The sequence below is a fragment of the Streptomyces sp. NPDC093094 genome (assembly GCF_044754345.1).
Lineage (GTDB): Bacteria > Actinomycetota > Actinomycetes > Streptomycetales > Streptomycetaceae > Streptomyces.
The window spans coordinates 279,013-295,017 of record NZ_JBIVOX010000007.1 but is presented as its reverse complement, the minus strand read 5'-3'; the positions used below and the strand labels follow the sequence as shown (position 1 = coordinate 295,017).

At 72.9% G+C, this 16,005-nt stretch carries 15 protein-coding genes; 9 read left to right on the top strand and 6 right to left on the bottom strand.

Annotated features, from left to right (window positions below; genetic code table 11):
* The first annotated feature begins 103 nt into the window (after positions 1 to 103).
* From ACIQGV_RS17410 to ACIQGV_RS17400, 3 genes are all read left to right on the top strand, one after another.
* Positions 104 to 1,984: a trypsin-like peptidase domain-containing protein gene (locus ACIQGV_RS17410; RefSeq protein WP_402495530.1), complete on the top strand. Its 1,881-nt coding sequence runs from the start codon at positions 104 to 106 to the stop codon at positions 1,982 to 1,984.
* A gap of 132 nt (positions 1,985 to 2,116) precedes the next feature.
* A complete protein-coding gene (locus ACIQGV_RS17405; RefSeq protein WP_402495527.1) occupies positions 2,117 to 2,551 on the top strand; it encodes a sec-independent translocase in 435 nt (144 codons plus the stop codon).
* 185 nt (positions 2,552 to 2,736) lie between these two features.
* Positions 2,737 to 3,390, top strand: coding sequence for a hypothetical protein (locus ACIQGV_RS17400; RefSeq protein ID WP_402495525.1), 654 nt, complete (start codon positions 2,737 to 2,739; stop codon positions 3,388 to 3,390).
* Positions 3,391 to 3,455: 65 nt separating this feature from the next.
* Here ACIQGV_RS17400 and ACIQGV_RS17395 read toward each other — a convergent pair whose 3' ends face one another.
* Positions 3,456 to 4,589 carry an Mrp/NBP35 family ATP-binding protein gene (locus ACIQGV_RS17395; protein ID WP_402495523.1) on the bottom strand — a complete coding sequence of 378 codons (1,134 nt, stop codon included), beginning with the start codon at positions 4,587 to 4,589 and terminating at the stop codon, positions 3,456 to 3,458.
* A 183-nt stretch (positions 4,590 to 4,772) separates the two neighbouring features.
* Here ACIQGV_RS17395 and ACIQGV_RS17390 point away from each other — a divergent pair, with 183 nt between their 5' ends.
* On the top strand, positions 4,773 to 5,546 hold the full coding sequence (locus ACIQGV_RS17390) for a hypothetical protein (RefSeq protein WP_402495521.1): 774 nt from the start codon (positions 4,773 to 4,775) through the stop codon (positions 5,544 to 5,546).
* Positions 5,547 to 5,581: 35 nt separating this feature from the next.
* Here the strand turns inward: ACIQGV_RS17390 and ACIQGV_RS17385 are convergent, their stop codons facing one another.
* Both ACIQGV_RS17385 and ACIQGV_RS17380 read right to left on the bottom strand, forming a co-directional pair.
* Positions 5,582 to 6,097 (bottom strand): hypothetical protein, encoded by a 516-nt coding sequence (locus ACIQGV_RS17385; RefSeq protein ID WP_402495518.1) that lies wholly within the window; start codon positions 6,095 to 6,097, stop codon positions 5,582 to 5,584.
* Between the two features lie 23 nt (positions 6,098 to 6,120).
* Complete coding sequence (locus tag ACIQGV_RS17380) at positions 6,121 to 7,236, bottom strand: magnesium and cobalt transport protein CorA (protein WP_402495516.1); 1,116 nt, start codon at positions 7,234 to 7,236, stop codon at positions 6,121 to 6,123.
* A 456-nt stretch (positions 7,237 to 7,692) separates the two neighbouring features.
* Here ACIQGV_RS17380 and ACIQGV_RS17375 point away from each other — a divergent pair, with 456 nt between their 5' ends.
* The 4 genes from ACIQGV_RS17375 to ACIQGV_RS17360 all read left to right on the top strand — a co-directional run bounded on the left by ACIQGV_RS17375 (position 7,693) and on the right by ACIQGV_RS17360 (position 10,762).
* On the top strand, positions 7,693 to 8,277 hold the full coding sequence (locus ACIQGV_RS17375) for a suppressor of fused domain protein (protein ID WP_402495514.1): 585 nt from the start codon (positions 7,693 to 7,695) through the stop codon (positions 8,275 to 8,277).
* Between the two features lie 147 nt (positions 8,278 to 8,424).
* Entirely contained in the window at positions 8,425 to 9,066 is a 642-nt protein-coding gene (locus tag ACIQGV_RS17370; protein ID WP_402495512.1) for a DUF6758 family protein, read from the top strand.
* Positions 9,067 to 9,240: 174 nt separating this feature from the next.
* On the top strand, positions 9,241 to 10,098 hold the full coding sequence (locus tag ACIQGV_RS17365) for a PHP domain-containing protein (RefSeq protein WP_402495510.1): 858 nt from the start codon (positions 9,241 to 9,243) through the stop codon (positions 10,096 to 10,098).
* Positions 10,099 to 10,156: 58 nt separating this feature from the next.
* Entirely contained in the window at positions 10,157 to 10,762 is a 606-nt protein-coding gene (locus ACIQGV_RS17360; protein WP_402495508.1) for a MarC family protein, read from the top strand.
* A gap of 79 nt (positions 10,763 to 10,841) precedes the next feature.
* On the opposite strand, the gene ACIQGV_RS17355 is transcribed toward ACIQGV_RS17360, so the two are convergent.
* A complete protein-coding gene (locus ACIQGV_RS17355; protein WP_020136747.1) occupies positions 10,842 to 10,994 on the bottom strand; it encodes a hypothetical protein in 153 nt (50 codons plus the stop codon).
* Positions 10,995 to 11,219: 225 nt separating this feature from the next.
* Here ACIQGV_RS17355 and ACIQGV_RS17350 point away from each other — a divergent pair, with 225 nt between their 5' ends.
* Positions 11,220 to 12,119: an NYN domain-containing protein gene (locus ACIQGV_RS17350; RefSeq protein WP_402495505.1), complete on the top strand. Its 900-nt coding sequence runs from the start codon at positions 11,220 to 11,222 to the stop codon at positions 12,117 to 12,119.
* Here the strand turns inward: ACIQGV_RS17350 and ACIQGV_RS17345 are convergent.
* Positions 12,116 to 13,024 carry an alpha/beta fold hydrolase gene (locus ACIQGV_RS17345; RefSeq protein ID WP_402495502.1) on the bottom strand — a complete coding sequence of 303 codons (909 nt, stop codon included), beginning with the start codon at positions 13,022 to 13,024 and terminating at the stop codon, positions 12,116 to 12,118. The two genes, ACIQGV_RS17350 and ACIQGV_RS17345, sit on opposite strands and share 4 nt — an antisense overlap.
* Before the next feature lie 95 nt (positions 13,025 to 13,119).
* Positions 13,120 to 15,750, bottom strand: coding sequence for a DEAD/DEAH box helicase (locus tag ACIQGV_RS17340; RefSeq protein WP_402495500.1), 2,631 nt, complete (start codon positions 15,748 to 15,750; stop codon positions 13,120 to 13,122).
* Between the last annotated feature and the right edge of the window lie 255 nt (positions 15,751 to 16,005).

Sequence of the window (16,005 nt, the reverse complement as noted above, 5' to 3'; positions counted from 1 at the left end):
GGGTGGGCCGTGCCCGCGGCAGGCGGCCGGGCGCGGCGGCAAAGTTCGACGAGCCGCGGCCAGCGCCTGCGACTGCCGTGCCGTGGCCAGCTGTGGGGAGAGCATGAACGAGGGCAAGCCCACGCCGGACCCTTCGGGCCGTCCGGCCCCGACCGGCCCGGAAGGCGACTTCGAGCTGGAACGCCCGGCGGCCCCGGGCGCCCCGGCGGACGGAGCGAGAGCCGCCGGCGTCCCGGGTGACACGGCCTCGCCCGCGGCCACCGGGGCCGCGGCGACGGGGACCGGCGCGGACGTGGCCCCCTCCGGCGAGGGGGACTTCGAGCTGCGACGCCCCGAGGAGGACCCCGCGGGAGCCGGGGACGGGGTGCGGGCCGCCGCGGAGTCCGCGCCTGCCGTGGACGCACCTCTCGGGACACCGCCGGACGCCGGGCGGGAGCCGGTGTCCACCGAGGACGCCGTGCCGCCGGTGCCCGCACCCGGCCCCGCCGCCGTGGAGCGGCCCAGGCCCCTGCACGACCCCGACCCCTACAGCACACCGCCCTACGGCGAGCCCGGCCCATGGGCGCCCGCACCGCCGGTGCAGCATCCGGCGGCGACCCCGTCCCACGGGACGCACCTGCCGGTGCCGCAGACGGCCCACGGTGCGGAGACGCAGGTCCCGGCCGTGCCGCACGGCGCGGAGGCGCCCGCCCCCGCGCCTGCGGCGGCCGGGCCCGACAGCGCCGTGTCCCCGCCTCCCGGCACCTCCATACCCGGGACCTCCATACCCGGGACCGCCCCCGTCCCCGCCGATCCCTGGCGGCGCTACGACCCCTGGGCCGCCGGTCCGCTCCAGCAGATGGGCGAGGCCGTTCCCGGGATCGGGCAGCGCAGACGCCGGGGCCGCAGGGCACTGGTCCTGGGGGCCGTGCTGCTGGCGCTGGTGTCCGGTGGCGTCGGCGGGGCCGTGGGGACGTACCTGGAGCGCAACGGCGGCGTCGGCGGCGTGGAGCTTCCGCAGGCCGGGAAGGAGCCCGCCGGGCGGGCTCCGGACAGCGTGGCCGGCATCGCGGCGCGGGCCCTGCCCAGTGTGGTCACACTGCATGTGCGCGGCAGCGAGCAGCAGGGCACCGGCACCGGCTTCGTGCTCGACGACCGAGGGCACATCCTGACCAACAACCACGTCGTGGAGCCCGCGGGCGAGGACGGCGAGATCACCGTGACCTTCCACAGCGGCGACACCGCCGAGGCGGAACTGATCGGCAGGGACAGCGGCTACGACCTGGCCGTCGTCAGGGTCAAGGGAGTGAGCGGCCTGGAGCCCGCCCCGCTGGGCAACTCCGACAACGTGCAGGTCGGCGACCCGGTCGTGGCGATCGGCGCCCCCTTCGATCTCGCGGGCACGGTCACCTCCGGCATCATCAGCGCCAAGCAGCGCCCGATCACGGCCGGCGGCGAGAAGGGCGACGGCAGCGACATCTCCTACGTGGACGCCCTCCAGACGGACGCGCCGATCAACCCCGGCAACTCCGGCGGCCCCCTCCTCGACACGCGGGGCCGTGTCATCGGCATCAACTCGGCGATCCGCTCCGCCGGCGGCGGCACCGGGTCCGAGAGCGGCCAGTCCGGCTCGATCGGCCTCGGCTTCGCCATCCCGGTCAACCAGGGCAAGCGGGTCGCCGAGGAGCTGATCAACACCGGCCGGGCCACCCACCCCGTCATCGGCGTGACCCTCGACATGGACTACTCGGGCGACGGTGCCAGGGTCGGGACCCGGACCAGCGGCGGCCGCGCGCCGGTGACGCCCGGCGGCGCCGGCGACCGGGCCGGCGTCGAGGCGGGCGACGTCATCACGGCGGTCGACGGGCAGCGGATCCACTCGGGCGAGGAACTGATCGTCAAGACCCGCGCCCACCGCCCCGGCGACCGCCTGGAGCTGACCGTCGAACGGAACGGCAGGGAACGGACGATCTCCCTCGTGCTCGGCTCGTCGGACGACGGATGACATTCCGCACAGAACTGCCGTGAATCGCACAGAGTGGGCCCATACGCGTACGCGGAGGTCACGGGACGGTACCGGCCGGACAGGATCGGCGGGTACCGTTGACCCCGGCCGGGACATCGAAAGGAGCTTCAGGTGTTCAACGACGTGGGAGCGCTCGAGCTGCTGACGCTCATCGTCCTTGCCGTGCTCGTCTTCGGTCCGGAGAAACTCCCCAAGGTCATCCAGGACGTCACCCGCACCATCCGGAAGATCCGTGACTTCTCGGAGAGCGCCAAGCAGGACATCCGCGAGGAACTCGGCCCCGATTTCAAGGACTTCGAGTTCGAGGACCTCAACCCCAGGACGTTCATCCGCAAGCAGATGGACAACGACGACCTGGGGCTGAAGGAGATCCGCAACGGCTTCGACTTCAAGAAGGAGATGGCCGAGGTCTCGGACGCGGTCCACAGCCGCGACAGCGAGGCGTCCACCGGTTCCGGCGACAGCGGCGGCGGCCGGGTCGACATGGCCAAGAAGCCCGAGTCGGACCGCGACGAACGCCCGCCCTTCGACTCCGACGCCACCTGATCCGAGCGGCCGCCCTCCGGCGCGCCGGGCGCGGACGGCCTGCTCGGACGCCCCACGCGCCCGGCGCTTTCCCGGCTCCTCCCGGTGGTGTGGATATGCTGCCGAGTTGTTGTGCGGAGCGGACGAGTACGCCCGAAGGGGGGCGGGCCGCCCGGTCCGACGAGAGCGAGGAGGCGTCCGGGCACATGGAGACGACGAGTCAGGCAGCCGCGCAGGCGCCGGCCGCGGAGGGCCGACAGCAGGTTCCCTCCGCCCGGCGCACGGTCGACGGCTACCTGAGCGCGCCCTTCCCGTGGTACGGCCTCGACGAGGCGTTCACGGGGCCGCGCTGGCTGATGCAGGTCGGGACCGGGGCCGACGGGACCGTGGAGCACGGGTCCGTCGGACACGGTGACGAGCCCTCGGTGCGAGGGGACGCCGAGGAGCGGGAGAAGTTCGCGGTGGTGGTGACCGTCGCGGCGCATCCGTCCCGCAGGAGCGCGGACGGTACGGGACTGCTGGAGGCCACGACGGTGTCCTCGGCGGCGTGGCTGGCCGGGGTGGGGCTGCTGACCTTCACCTGGCCCGGGCAGATGGACCACTCGCTGCGCGACGACTGGCTGGACCAGCAGACGGAGACCGCGTGGGCGCTGGCCGACGATCTGGCCGGGCCGGAGTGGTCGACCCTGTCCCTGCCGGTGGACGGGGTGCCCACGCCGTTCCACTACCGGGAGTCCGAGTTCGGCTGGGTGCTGGCGGGTTCGACCCAGGAGGGCGTCCACGTCGGGGCGTACGGCAGGGGCATGAGCGCGTACGGGCTGGGCTTCGCCGTGATCAAGGACATCTCCGCGTACGCGTGACGCGTACGCACGACGAAGGGGCGCCGGCACCCGGCGCCCCTTCGTCGTCTCCGCCGGGGCGGGGATCAGAACTTGTTGCGCGGGGTGATCCCCAGCGACAGGCCCGACAGGCCACGCTGGCGGCCGCCCAGCTTCCCGGCGATGCCGCGCAGGGCCGAGCCCGCCGGGGACTCGGGGTCGGTCAGGACGACCGGCTTGCCCTCGTCGCCGCCCTCGCGCAGACGGACGTCGATGGGGATGGAGCCGAGGACGGGGACGTTCGCGCCCGTCGTACGGGTGAGGCCGTCGGCGACGAGCTGGCCGCCGCCGGTGCCGAAGACGTCGACCATCTCGCCGCAGTGCGGACAGGGCAGGCCGGACATGTTCTCGACCACGCCGACGATCTTCTGGTGGGTCTGGACCGCGATGGAGCCGGCCCGCTCGGCCACCTCGGCCGCCGCCTGCTGGGGCGTCGTCACGACGAGGATCTCGGCGTTCGGGACCAGCTGGGCGACGGAGATCGCGATGTCGCCGGTGCCGGGCGGCAGGTCGAGCAGAAGGACGTCCAGGTCGCCCCAGTAGACGTCCGCGAGGAACTGCTGGAGGGCGCGGTGGAGCATCGGGCCACGCCACACGACCGGGGCGTTGCCCGGGGTGAACATGCCGATCGAGATGACCTTCACACCGTTCGCGGACGGCGGCATGATCATGTTCTCGACCTGGGTGGGGCGTCCGTCGGCACCCAGCATCCGGGGCACGGAGTGGCCGTAGATGTCGGCGTCGACCACGCCGACCTTCAGACCGTCGGCGGCCATCGCCGCCGCCAGGTTCACCGTCACCGAGGACTTGCCGACGCCGCCCTTGCCGGAGGCGACCGCGTAGACACGGGTGAGGCTGCCGGGCTTGGCGAAGGGCACCTCGCGCTCGGTCTGGCCGCCGCGCAGCGCCGCCGCCAGCTCCTTGCGCTGCTCGTCGCTCATGACGTCGAGCGTGACGTCGACGCGCGTGACGCCCTCCACCCGGGAGACCGCCTCGGTCACCCGCTGGGTGATGGTGTCGCGCATGGGGCACCCGGAGACCGTCAGGTAGACGGTGACCGCGACCGTTCCGTCCGCAGCGATCTCCACCGACTTGACCATCCCGAGTTCCGTGATGGGCCGGTTGATCTCGGGGTCGTTGACTGTCGCCAGTGCCTCGCGCACCGCGTCTTCCGTAACCATAAGGACGATGGTACGGCGCGCCGGCCCTGCCCCGGGAAGGGCGTACATCACTCCGTGCGGACGCCGCGGCCGGGAATACGCCGGGGCCGGTGAGCGATCCGCCAGGACTGCCTCCGACCGGAACTTCCGGTCCCGGTACTCTGCGGTAGCCGCTGAAGGACACCCCGGAAAGGCACTGCACCTGTGACTTCGAATCCCCAGGGCCGTATGCGCCGCAGGATCGCACTGGCCGGCGCGGTGTGCGCGCTGGCCGTGACCGGCATGGGGCTCACGGGGTGCAGCGAGGAGGACCCGGACGCCGGTACGAACGGGGTCGGCAAGCTGTCCCCCGCCAAGATCCAGGCGCAGACCCGGGCGGCGGCCGGTACCGCGGACGCGGTGCGGCTGTCGGGGACGGTGGTCGCCGCCGGGCGCACCTACCAGCTGGACATGCGCCTGAAGGCGGACGGCGGCAGCGGGTCCCTGACCGCCGAGGGGGCGTCGTTCGAGCTGCTCAGGATCGGTGACGAACTCTTCCTCAAGGCGGACGCCGACTTCTGGGACCACGAGAAGGACAAGGGCGACGGCGACGGCGGCGAGGGGGAGGGCGGCGACGCGGCCGCCGACAAGCTCGACGGCAAGTATGTGAAGGTGCCGCAGGGCGACCCCGCGTACAAGCGGTTCAGCGGCTTCACCGACAAGGACGTGCTGCTGGACGGCCTGCTCACGCTGCACGGCACCCTGGCCGCCGACGGCCGTCACGAGCAGGCGGGCGTGCGCACCGTCCGCATCACCGGGGACAAGGGTTCCGGCGGCACGCTGGACGTCTCCCTGCAGGGCAAGCCGTATCCGCTGCGCCTGGTGCGCGCCGGCGGCGCCGGCACCCTGAGCTTCTCGGACTGGGGCAAGGACTTCGCGCTGAAGCAGCCGCCGCAGGACGAGACCGTCGACTACGGGCAGCAGCTGCCCACGTCGTAGGGGCGCGCGGGGCCGACGAGGCGCCGGCCGGGCGCTCAGCGCCGCTTGCGGCCCTTGAACAGCAGCCGGGGCAGACCCGCCGGCACCGGCTGCCGGGTCGTCGCCGCGGACGGCAGCGGCGCCTCGGCGAGGGAACCGTCCGGCAGGGACATGGTGGCGCCGGTGGGCTCCAGGCGCACCACCCGGCACTCGCGGGACCAGCGCCCGGTCATCGCCTCGCCGTCGGGCGCGTTGAGCCGCTTGCCCTTCAGCTCGGCGACCGCCGCCTCCCACGCCTCGGAGTCCGGCGCGAGCTCCACCGCCGTCGCGGACCAGGCGACGATCCGGCCGCCCTTGTCCTTGCTGCGGACGGTGACCTCGGCGGCGGACCCGTCGGCCAGTCCCGGCAGCGGCTGCTCCCCGGGGCCGTCGCCGACCACGCAGGCGGCGCCCTCGTGCCACACGTGCCACAGGGCACGGGCGGCCGGGGCACCGGCGCCCCGGACCCAGATGAGCCCGGACTTCTTCGTGGCCTCCTCGACGAGGGCCCGGTCGAGCAGCTCGTTTGTCATGCGCCCAGCCTATCGGGGCCCTGTCACAGCCAGCCGTTGCGCTTGAGGGTGCGGTGGATGCCGAGGCAGATCACGGCGGTGATGCCCAGCACCATGGGGTAGCCGAACTTCCAGCGCAGCTCCGGCATGTGCTCGAAGTTCATGCCGTAGACCCCGCACACCATCGTCGGTACGGCGACGATGGCCGCCCACGAGGTGATCTTGCGCATGTCCTCGTTCTGCGCGACGGACGCCTGCGCCAGGTTGGCCTGGAGGATGGAGTTGAGCAGCTCGTCGAAGCCCATGACCTGCTCCTGCACCCGGGCGAGGTGGTCGGCGACGTCACGGAAGTACTTCTGGATGTCGGGGTCGATCAGCCGCATGGGCCGCTCGCTGAGCAGCAGCATGGGCCGCAGCAGCGGGGACACGGCCCGCTTGAACTCCAGCACCTCGCGCTTGAGCTGGTAGATCCGGCCGGCGTCGGTGCCGCGGGGGCTGCCCTTGCGGCCAGGCGAGAACACCTCCGTCTCGACGTCCTCGATGTCGTCCTGCACCGCGTCGGCGACCGCGATGTAGCCGTCGACGACATGGTCGGCGATGGCGTGCAGCACGGCGGAGGGGCCCTTGACGAGCAGCTCCGGGTCGTCCTGGAGGCGGTGGCGCAGTGCGCGCAGCGAGCCCTGGCCGCCGTGCCGGACGGTGATGAAGAAGTCCCGGCCGGTGAAGCACATCACCTCGCCGGTCTCGACGACCTCGCTGGTGGCGGTGAGCTCGTCGTGGTCGACGTAGTGGATGGTCTTGAAGACGGTGAACAGCGAGTCGTCGTAGCGCTCCAGCTTGGGCCGCTGATGGGCCTGCACGGCGTCCTCGACGGCCAGCGGGTGCAGCCCGAACTCGCTCGCGATACCGGCGAATTCGGCCTCGGTGGGCTCGTGCAGGCCGATCCAGACGAAGCCGCCGTCGCGACGCACGTGACGCATCGCCTCGTGCGGTCCGACGGGCCTGCCGAAGTCCACGCGGGCGCCGTCGCGGTACACCGCGCAGTCGACGACGGCCGAGGGCGTCTGAGGGTCGCGCGTGGTGTCGTAGCCGCCGGTCTCCTTGCGCAGGGACGTACGGGCGGGGCGCACTACGGAACGCAGGTCGCGGATCATCGACATGGCAGGCTCCTTCGCAACGGGCAACGCGAGGCGGCCGGCGAACGGGTGGAACTGCCCGGAATGGGGACGTCCTGACGCTGGGATGTTTGGCACGTCCACAAAGCGGGGAGCACCGCACCGTTGCGGTGGCTGGCTTCGCTGCCGGTTCAGATCAGACAGATCAGGCAGAACGAAACGAAGTGCTCTTCCGTGATGACGCGCGGAGCAGCGACGGAAAGGGTTGAGCCGGAAGAAGATTCAGCTGCTTCAGCGGCCGGAAGAGCGGGTGGTACTGCACGGTCGACTTCGGTCCATCGCAGCCCCACCTCCTCCGGCCGGTCCCTCGTAAGGGAGATCCATCGGCGTCGGGTGAAGACCCGCGACGCTTCTGCGTGCGCCCGACCGGCCAAGAGTATCAGCCGACTGAAGTGTCAAGGCGCCGCTTTGCCTTGTGCTGACGAGTTCTATGCTCGCCGCATGGCTGATGTTCTTCCTCTGGTCGAGGCCCGGTTGCGCACCGCGCTGGGCGAACCGGACGCCCGCGCCGCGGTCACCTTCCTCGGCACCGACCGTATCGAGGTGCTGCGCTTCCAGGGGGACGGCATCGTCCGTTACGCCACCCTCGGCATGTCCGCCCACCCGATGACGGACCCGACGGCGATGCTCGCCGACCCCGTCAAGGGGCCGCGTGCGGAGCTGGTCCTGTCCGTGCGGGCGGGCCGCGCCGACACCGACAAGGTGCTCCGGCCGCTCGCCGTGCTGGCCGCGTCCCCGCAGGTCGAGGGCGTCGTCGTGGCGCCGGGTGCCTCCCTGGACGTCGGTGGGCCGCTGTGGCCCGGGGCGCCCTTCACCTCGGTGCTGGTCGCCGAGCCGGGCGGCCTGGTGGAGGACCTGGAACTGGACGAGCCGCTGGACGCGGTGCGGTTCCTGCCGCTGCTGCCGATGACGCCGAACGAGGCCGCCTGGAAGCGGGTGCACGGCGCGCAGGCCCTCCAGGAGCGCTGGCTGAACCACGGCACCGACCTGCGCGACCCCGCGCGCACCTCCGTCCCCCTGGAGTGAGGGACCCCGCCGGGGTGAGGGAGGTCACCAACCGCCGGAAGGACTGGGCCGGTTGGCGGACCCGTCGGCACTGCCTCCGGGTGAGCTTCCGACCGGACGGGTGATCGTCCTTGACGGGACGGTGCCGGGGTAGGACCGTGGGGCCCTATGAGGGGCGAACCCAGTTGCCCGAAGTGCGGTGGCCGGGTCAGGGCTCCCGGTCTCTTCGCCGATTCCTGGCAGTGCGGCCTCCACGGCACGGTGCATCCTGTGCAGCCCGTGATCCCGCCGAGTGTCGAGGCCCTCGGCGTGGTGGTGCACCGCACCAAGGTGCCCGTGTGGATGCCGTGGCCGCTGCCGGTCGGCTGGCTGTTCACGGGCGTGGCCAGCGCAGGCGACGACCGCAGCGGCGGTCGAGCGACAGCCGTGGCGTGCTCCGGGCCCGGTCCGCTCGGCGGTGTCGGCGAGCTGATCCTGGTCGCGGAGGAGCTCGGCGTCGGTCTCGGCGCCCGCTACGCCGGCATCGACGGACCCGATCCGGGGCCGTATCTGAACGTGGAGAAACCCCCGCAGGCCAAGGTGCTGGCCGCCGGGCGTCCCACACCGCTGTGGCATGTCGCCGGCACACCCGACGACCGGGCCGTCTTCGCCGGTGAGGCGCTCGGGCTGTGGCTGTGGGCCGTGGTGTGGCCCGAGCAGTCGGGGCTGCTGATGTACGAGGACATGGTGCTGGCGGACCTGCGGGAGGCGGGGGCCGAGGTGGAACTGGTCCCGTGCGGGGCGCTGTCGCCGAGGCTGCTCCAGCCCTGAGCACCCGCGCCGAAGCGGTCCGGACCGTCCGGGCCGCTTCGCCCCGGGTGTCCGGACGCTGTCCCGAAAGGTGAGATGTAGGGGTCACCTCCGGGGTGCGGGTGTGACAGGAGGGCCGGACGCCGGGCTATCCTGAGGTGTCCCTTCCGTCCGTCAGCGCCTGGAGTCCGTGTCGTGCGTATCGACCTGCACACCCACTCCACCGCGTCCGACGGCACGGACACCCCCGCCGAGCTGGTGCGCCGTGCGCGCGCCGCCGGGCTGGACGTCGTCGCGCTGACCGATCACGACACCACGCGCGGCCACGCCGAGGCGGTCGCCGCGCTGCCCGCCGGGCTCACGCTCGTCACCGGGGCCGAGCTGTCCTGCCGTACCGACGGTGTCAGCATGCACATGCTGGCCTACCTCTTCGACGCCACCGAGCCCGCGCTGCTCGCCGAGCGGGAGCTGGTGCGCGACGACCGCGTGCCGCGGGCCAAGGGCATGATCGCCAGGCTGAACGGGCTGGGGGTGCCCGTGACCTGGGAGCAGGTCGCGCGCATCGCCGGTGACGGCTCGGTGGGGCGGCCGCACATCGCCACCGCGCTGGTCGAGCTGGGCGTCGTGCCGACGGTGAGCGACGCCTTCACCCCGCAGTGGCTGGCCGACGGCGGACGGGCCTTCGTGGAGAAGCACGAGACCGACCCGTTCGAGTCGATCCGGCTGATCAAGGGAGCCGGCGGGGTCGCGGTGTTCGCGCACCCGGCCGCCGTGAAGCGCGGCCGTACGGTGCCGGAGTCCACGATCGCCGCGATGGCGGAGGCCGGACTCGACGGGATCGAGGTCGACCACATGGACCACGACCCGGACACCCGCGCCCGGCTGCGCGGGCTGGCCGGCGAACTGGGTCTGCTGGTCACCGGCTCCAGTGACTACCACGGCAGCCGCAAGACGGTGGCGCTCGGCGAGTTCACGACGGACCCCGAGGTGTACGGGGAGATCACCCGCCGCGCCACGGGCGCGTTCCCGGTCCCGGGCGCGGGCGGGGTCTGAGGGTCCGCCTCTCCCACGCGTCCCTGCCCCTTTCTCCAGCAAGGCTTGTACCTCACCCATGTTCGACGTCGCTGTCTTCGGCTCTCTCTTTTTGACCCTGTTCGTCATCATGGATCCCCCTGGGATCACCCCGATCTTCCTCGCGCTGACCGCGGGGCGGCCCGCCAAGGTGCAGAAGCGGATGGCCTTCCAGGCCGTCTGTGTGGCGGGCGGGGTGATCGCCGTCTTCGGGCTCCTCGGCCACCAGATCCTGGACTACCTGCATGTGTCCGTCCCCGCGCTGATGATCGCGGGCGGGCTGCTGCTCCTGCTGATCGCCCTCGACCTGCTCACCGGCAAGACCGACGAGCCCAAGGCGACCAAGGACGTCAACGCGGCGCTCGTGCCGCTGGGCATGCCGCTGCTGGCCGGGCCGGGCGCGATCGTGTCCGTGATCCTGGCCGTCCAGAAGGCCGACAGCGTGTCCGCGCAGGTGTCGGTGTGGACGGCGATCGTCGCCATCCATGTCGTGCTGTGGGTGGTGATGCGCTACTCGCTGCTGATCATCCGGGTCATCAAGGACGGCGGTGTGGTCCTGGTGACGCGGCTCGCGGGGATGATGCTCTCCGCGATCGCCGTGCAGCAGATCATCAACGGCGTCACGCAGGTGATCCGGGGCGGCTGAGCCCGCCCTCACGCACGCGGAGCCCCGCACGGCATGACTGCCGTGCGGGGCTCCGAAGCTCTGGTGAGAGGGATCCGCGTTATGAGGCCGTGGTGTCGGCCGGGCGGATCCACAGGCGCTGCCCGATGGCGGCGGCCTGCTGCACGATCCGGTTGACGGAGGCGGCGTCCACGACGGTGCTGTCCACGGGCGTGCCGTCGACGTCGTCGAGTCGCATGATTTCGAAGCGCATGGCTTCTCCCTTCGTCTGGTCATCCTCCTGAGGAGAACTACTTGTGGATGGCCCACGGGACGACTGTGCCCCGGGTTCCATCACCACACAACGCGATGCGTGTTACAAACATTCCCTACGCTAAAGAAATTTTTCGAACAACTAATTACTAGCGAGTAAGGGTCTTGGTGCGGACCGAGCGGGACCGGTTGTGTTCGTAGCGTGACCGCCGGGACAATGGTACCGATGAACGACGACCTCGCAGCCCTCTCCGCTCGTATCGACCGCACCAACGAACTGCTCCAGCGCATGCTCGCCGAGGTGGCCAAGACCCCCTCCACCCATGCGATCTTCGTCGACGCGGGATATCTCTACGCCGCCGCGGGACGGCTGGTCGCCGGGACCGAGGACCGGCGGGCCTTCGACCTGGACGCCGAGGGGCTGATCGAGGCGCTCATCGACCGCGCCCGCCAGGTCTTCGCGGACAGCAGACTGCTCCGTGTCTACTGGTACGACGGCGCCCGCCGCCGTATCCACACCTCCGAGCAGCAGTCCATCGCCGAACTGCCGGACGTCAAGGTCCGCCTCGGCAACCTCAACGCCAACAACCAGCAGAAGGGCGTCGACTCCCTCATCAGGACCGACCTGGAGTCCCTCGCCCGCCACCGGGCCATCAGCGACGCGGCCCTCCTCGGCGGCGACGAGGACCTGGTCTCCGCCGTCGAGGCCGCCCAGGGCTACGGGGCCCGGGTGCACCTGTGGGGCATCGAGGCACCGGAGGGCCGCAACCAGGCCGAGCCGCTGCTGTGGGAGGTCGACAGCCAGCGCACACTCGACCTCGAGTTCTTCAAGCCGTACGTCAGCCGCCGTACCGCCCCCGCCTACGATCCGACCGCCATGACCGGCCGGCCCGCGCGGGAGGACGTCCGCTTCGCCGGCGCGCAGATCGCCGCGAGGTGGCTGGCCGAGCGGGGCCGGGACGCGCTGGCCGAGCTGCTGCCGGGGCACCCCTATCTGCCGGGTTCCGTCGACCAGGACCTGCTGGTGGAGGCGGAGGGCGTCCTCCAGTACTCCCTGCGCGGCCAGGCCGATCTGCGGCGCGCGCTGCGGGACGGCTTCTGGGAGCACCTGCAGACGCAGTACTAGGACCCGCCGTCCCGGCGTCCTCGGGGCCGGACCCCGAGGCCGTCCCAGAAGTCGGCGAGCGCCTCGGCCGTCGGCAGGGGCCGGTCCACGTTCGGGGAGTGCTCGGCGCCCTCGACGACCGTGCGGTGCGCGTCGAGTCGTACCGCCATCTCGTCCAGCAGCGGCAGCGGCCAGGTGTCGTCTGCGGCACCGGACAGGACGTGGAAGGGCAGCGGGAGGGCGGCCAGCTCGGCGACGCGGTCCGGCTCCGCGCACAACTGCCGTCCCGTCACGAGGAGCTGCGTCGGCTGATGGGCGAGCCAGCGGCGGCGCAGATGGTCCTCGCCGCCGGCGTCCTGCGGTGCGCCCATCGCCTGTATCGCCTCCCACACCTCCTCCATCGTCATCACCGCGAGCGCCTCGTGCAGCAGCCGCACGCGTTCCTGCTGCGACGGGGAGATCCGGGCCGGGCCCGAGGCGACGAGGGTGAGCGAGGCGAAGGGGGAGTGGTCGATGAGGACGGCGGCCCGGGCGACCTGGCCTCCCATGGAGTGCCCGAGCAGGTGCAGCGGGCCCGCCGCCGGGCCCTCCCCGTCGTTCTCCGCGGCCAGCGCCTGTATCTGCGCGAGGACGTCCCGCGCCAGTTCCCGCTGGGCGTACACCGACTCGTCGTCCCGCGGGCCCGCGGACTCGAACTGTCCGCGGCCGTCCACCGCGACCGTGCGGTAGCCGCGGGCGGCGAGCGGCTGGTGCAGGAGGTGGAAGTCCTCCTTGCTCCCCGTGAACCCGGGCAGCAGCAGCGCCGTGCCCTTCGGCGCGGCGCCGGGTGCCACGTCGTGATCGACGACCGCGAAGTCGCCGCGCGCGGTGCGCAGCCGGTACGCGCGGGCGCCGGCGGGAGGGTCCAGGGTGGGGGGATTGCTCACGGGGCGAGGGTAACGGGTGGCTTTCGGAGCCGGAACGCCGACGGCCCGGCCTCCCTGCGAGGGGGGACCGGGCCGTCGGACACGGTGTGCGCGGATCAGCCTTCCGCGGGCTCGGCCGCGGCCGTCGCCTTGCGGGTGCGGCGGACCCTCGGCCTGGCCTCGGCGGTGTCCGCGTCGGCGGCCGTGGTGGCGGTGGCTGCCGTGGTCGCCTTGGCGGCCGTCTTGCGGGTGCGGCGCGGCTTGGTCTCCGGCTCCTGCGTGGCCTGCGCCGGGATCTCGGCGGCGGGTGCCTCCGGCTCGGCGGCGACGGCCTTGCGGGTGCGGCGGACCTTCGGCTTCGCCTCGGTGCCCTCGGCCGTGTCCACGGCCTCGGCCGCGGTGGAGGCCGCGGTCTTGCGGGTGCGCCTCGGCCTGGCCTCGGCGGTGTCCGCGTCGGCGGCCGTGGTGGCGGTGGCTGCCGTGGTCGCCTTGGCGGCCGTCTTGCGGGTCCGGCGCGGCTTGGCCTCGGTGCCCTCGGCCGTGTCGACGGCCTCGGCCGCGGTGGAGGCCGCGGTCTTGCGGGTGCGCCTCGGCCTGGCTGCGGCCTCGGTGACGTCGGCGGTCTCGACCGTCTCGGCCTCGGTCGCGGACGCCGCGGTCTTGCGGGTGCGGCGGACCTTCGGCTCGGCCTCGGTGCCCTCGGCCGTGTCGACGGCCTCGGCCACGGCGGGGGCCGCGGTCTTGCGGGTGCGCTTCGGCCTGGCCTCGGCGCCCTCGGCCGTGTCCACGGCGGTGGCGGCGGCCTTGCGGGTGCGGCGCGGCTTGGTCTCCGGCTCCTGCGTGGCCTGCGCCGGGATCTCGGCGGCGGGTGCCTCCGGCTCGGCGGCGACGGCCTTGCGGGTGCGGCGGACCCTCGGCTTCGCCTCGGTCGCCTCGGCGGTGTCCACCGCGGCTTCGGCGGACGCGGCGGCCTTGCGGGTACGGCGCGGCCTGGCGGCGGGCGCCTCGGTCACGGACGCCGGCTCGGCGGCCTCGACCGGGGTCACGGCGGCGGCGGCCTCGGTCCCGACGGCCGTGTCCACCACGGCGGCAGGCGTCGCGGCGGTCTCCGCGACCGGAGCGGCGGTCTTCTCCGCCACCTCGGCCGGACGGCGCGTACGACGACGGCGCGGCTTGGCGGCGCTCTCCGGGGCCTCCTGGGCCACGGAGGCGTCCGGCGTCGCCGGGGTCGCGGGGACGTCCAGCACGGCCGGCCCCTCCGCCGCGGTCACCGCGGACTCGGCGGACACGGCGGCCTCGAAGGGAGCCGGCGCGGCACCGCCACGGGTACGGCGACGGCGGCGCGGGGTGCGCGGCGCTGCCACGCCCTCGGAGGCAGGGGCCTCGGAGGTCTCCGGCGCGGCGGAACCGGCCGCGGCGGCCGCGTTCTCGCCCTCCGGGGCTCCGCCCCGCGTACGGCGGCGACGGCGGGGGGTCCGGGCCGGACGCTCGCGCTCGGCGGAGCGGGACTCGTCCCGGCCGCCCCGGCCACCGCGGCCGCGCGGGCTGCGGCCGCCGGGCTCGCCCAGGTCCTCCAGCTCCTCCGCGTCCAGCCCGGCGCGCGTGCGCTCCGAGCGCGGCAGGACACCCTTGGTGCCGGCCGGGATGCCGAGGTCCTCGAAGAGGTGCGGGGAGGAGGAGTACGTCTCCACCGGGTCGTTGAAGTCCAGCTCCAGCGCCTTGTTGATCAGCTGCCAGCGCGGGATGTCGTCCCAGTCGACGAACGTGATGGCCGTGCCCTTGGCGCCCGCGCGGCCGGTGCGGCCGACACGGTGCAGGTACGTCTTCTCGTCCTCGGGGGACTGGTAGTTGATGACGTGGGTGACGTTCTCGACGTCGATGCCGCGCGCGGCGACGTCGGTGCAGACGAGGACGTCGACCTTGCCGTTGCGGAAGGCGCGCAGCGCCTGCTCGCGGGCACCCTGGCCGAGGTCGCCGTGGACCGCGCCGGAGGCGAAGCCGCGGCGCTGGAGCTGCTCGGCGATGTCGGCGGCGGTGCGCTTGGTCCGGCAGAAGATCATCGCCAGCGCGCGGCCCTCGGCCTGCAGTATGCGGGCGACCATCTCCGGCTTGTCGAGGGAGTGCGCGCGGTACACGAACTGCTTGATGTTCGCGTGGGTGATGCCCTCGTCGCCCGGGTCGGTGGCGCGGATGTGCGTGGGCTGCGACATGTAGCGGCGGGCGAGTCCGATGACCGCGCCCGGCATGGTCGCCGAGAACAGCATGGTCTGGCGCTTGGCCGGGAGCATGGAGATGATCTTCTCGACGTCGGGCAGGAAGCCCAGGTCGAGCATCTCGTCGGCCTCGTCGAGGACGAGGGACTTCACGTGGCTCAGGTCCAGCTTCTTCTGGCCCGCGAGGTCGAGCAGCCGGCCCGGGGTGCCGACGACGACGTCGACGCCCTTCTTCAGGGCCTCGACCTGGGGCTCGTAGGCCCGGCCGCCGTAGATCGCGGTGACGCGCACGTTGCGCACCTTGCCCGCGGTCAGCAGATCGTTCGTGACCTGCTGGCACAGCTCGCGCGTGGGGACGACGACGAGCGCCTGCGGGGCGTCGGTCAGGTCCTCGGGGCGGGCGCGTCCGGCCTCGACGTCGGCGGGGACGGTGACGCGCTCCAGGAGCGGGAGGCCGAAGCCCAGCGTCTTGCCGGTGCCGGTCTTGGCCTGGCCGATGATGTCCGTGCCGGAGAGGGCGACGGGGAGCGTCATCTCCTGGATGGGGAAGGGGTTGACGATGCCGACGGCCTCCAGGGCCTCGGCGGTCTCGGGGAGGATTCCGAGCTCTCGGAACGTCGTAGTCAGGGTGCTGCCTCTTCTGTGTGCGCGGTGCGAGGCGAGCGCGGGGGTCGTGTCCGTCCGTGCCGGGGGACGTCGGCCGCCTCACGGGCTTCGCCGTGGGGCACGGGACCTCTTCCGACGCTCTAGCGCTCGTACCGCTGAGGGTGTCCCCCTCCGTCGTCGTAC

What these genes read in the sequence shown, in the direction of transcription:
- ACIQGV_RS17410 (WP_402495530.1), top strand. Translation starts at nt 104, where the DNA reads ATGAACGAGGGCAAGCCCACGCCGGACCCTTCGGGCCGTCCGGCCCCG.
- ACIQGV_RS17400 (WP_402495525.1), top strand. Translation starts at nt 2,737, where the DNA reads ATGGAGACGACGAGTCAGGCAGCCGCGCAGGCGCCGGCCGCGGAGGGC.
- ACIQGV_RS17395 (WP_402495523.1), bottom strand. Translation starts at nt 4,589, where the DNA reads ATGGTTACGGAAGACGCGGTGCGCGAGGCACTGGCGACAGTCAACGAC.
- ACIQGV_RS17385 (WP_402495518.1), bottom strand. Translation starts at nt 6,097, where the DNA reads ATGACAAACGAGCTGCTCGACCGGGCCCTCGTCGAGGAGGCCACGAAG.
- ACIQGV_RS17380 (WP_402495516.1), bottom strand. Translation starts at nt 7,236, where the DNA reads ATGTCGATGATCCGCGACCTGCGTTCCGTAGTGCGCCCCGCCCGTACG.
- ACIQGV_RS17375 (WP_402495514.1), top strand. Translation starts at nt 7,693, where the DNA reads ATGGCTGATGTTCTTCCTCTGGTCGAGGCCCGGTTGCGCACCGCGCTG.
- ACIQGV_RS17370 (WP_402495512.1), top strand. Translation starts at nt 8,425, where the DNA reads ATGAGGGGCGAACCCAGTTGCCCGAAGTGCGGTGGCCGGGTCAGGGCT.
- ACIQGV_RS17360 (WP_402495508.1), top strand. Translation starts at nt 10,157, where the DNA reads ATGTTCGACGTCGCTGTCTTCGGCTCTCTCTTTTTGACCCTGTTCGTC.
- ACIQGV_RS17355 (WP_020136747.1), bottom strand. Translation starts at nt 10,994, where the DNA reads ATGCGCTTCGAAATCATGCGACTCGACGACGTCGACGGCACGCCCGTG.
- ACIQGV_RS17350 (WP_402495505.1), top strand. Translation starts at nt 11,220, where the DNA reads ATGAACGACGACCTCGCAGCCCTCTCCGCTCGTATCGACCGCACCAAC.
- ACIQGV_RS17340 (WP_402495500.1), bottom strand. Translation starts at nt 15,750, where the DNA reads ATGACGCTCCCCGTCGCCCTCTCCGGCACGGACATCATCGGCCAGGCC.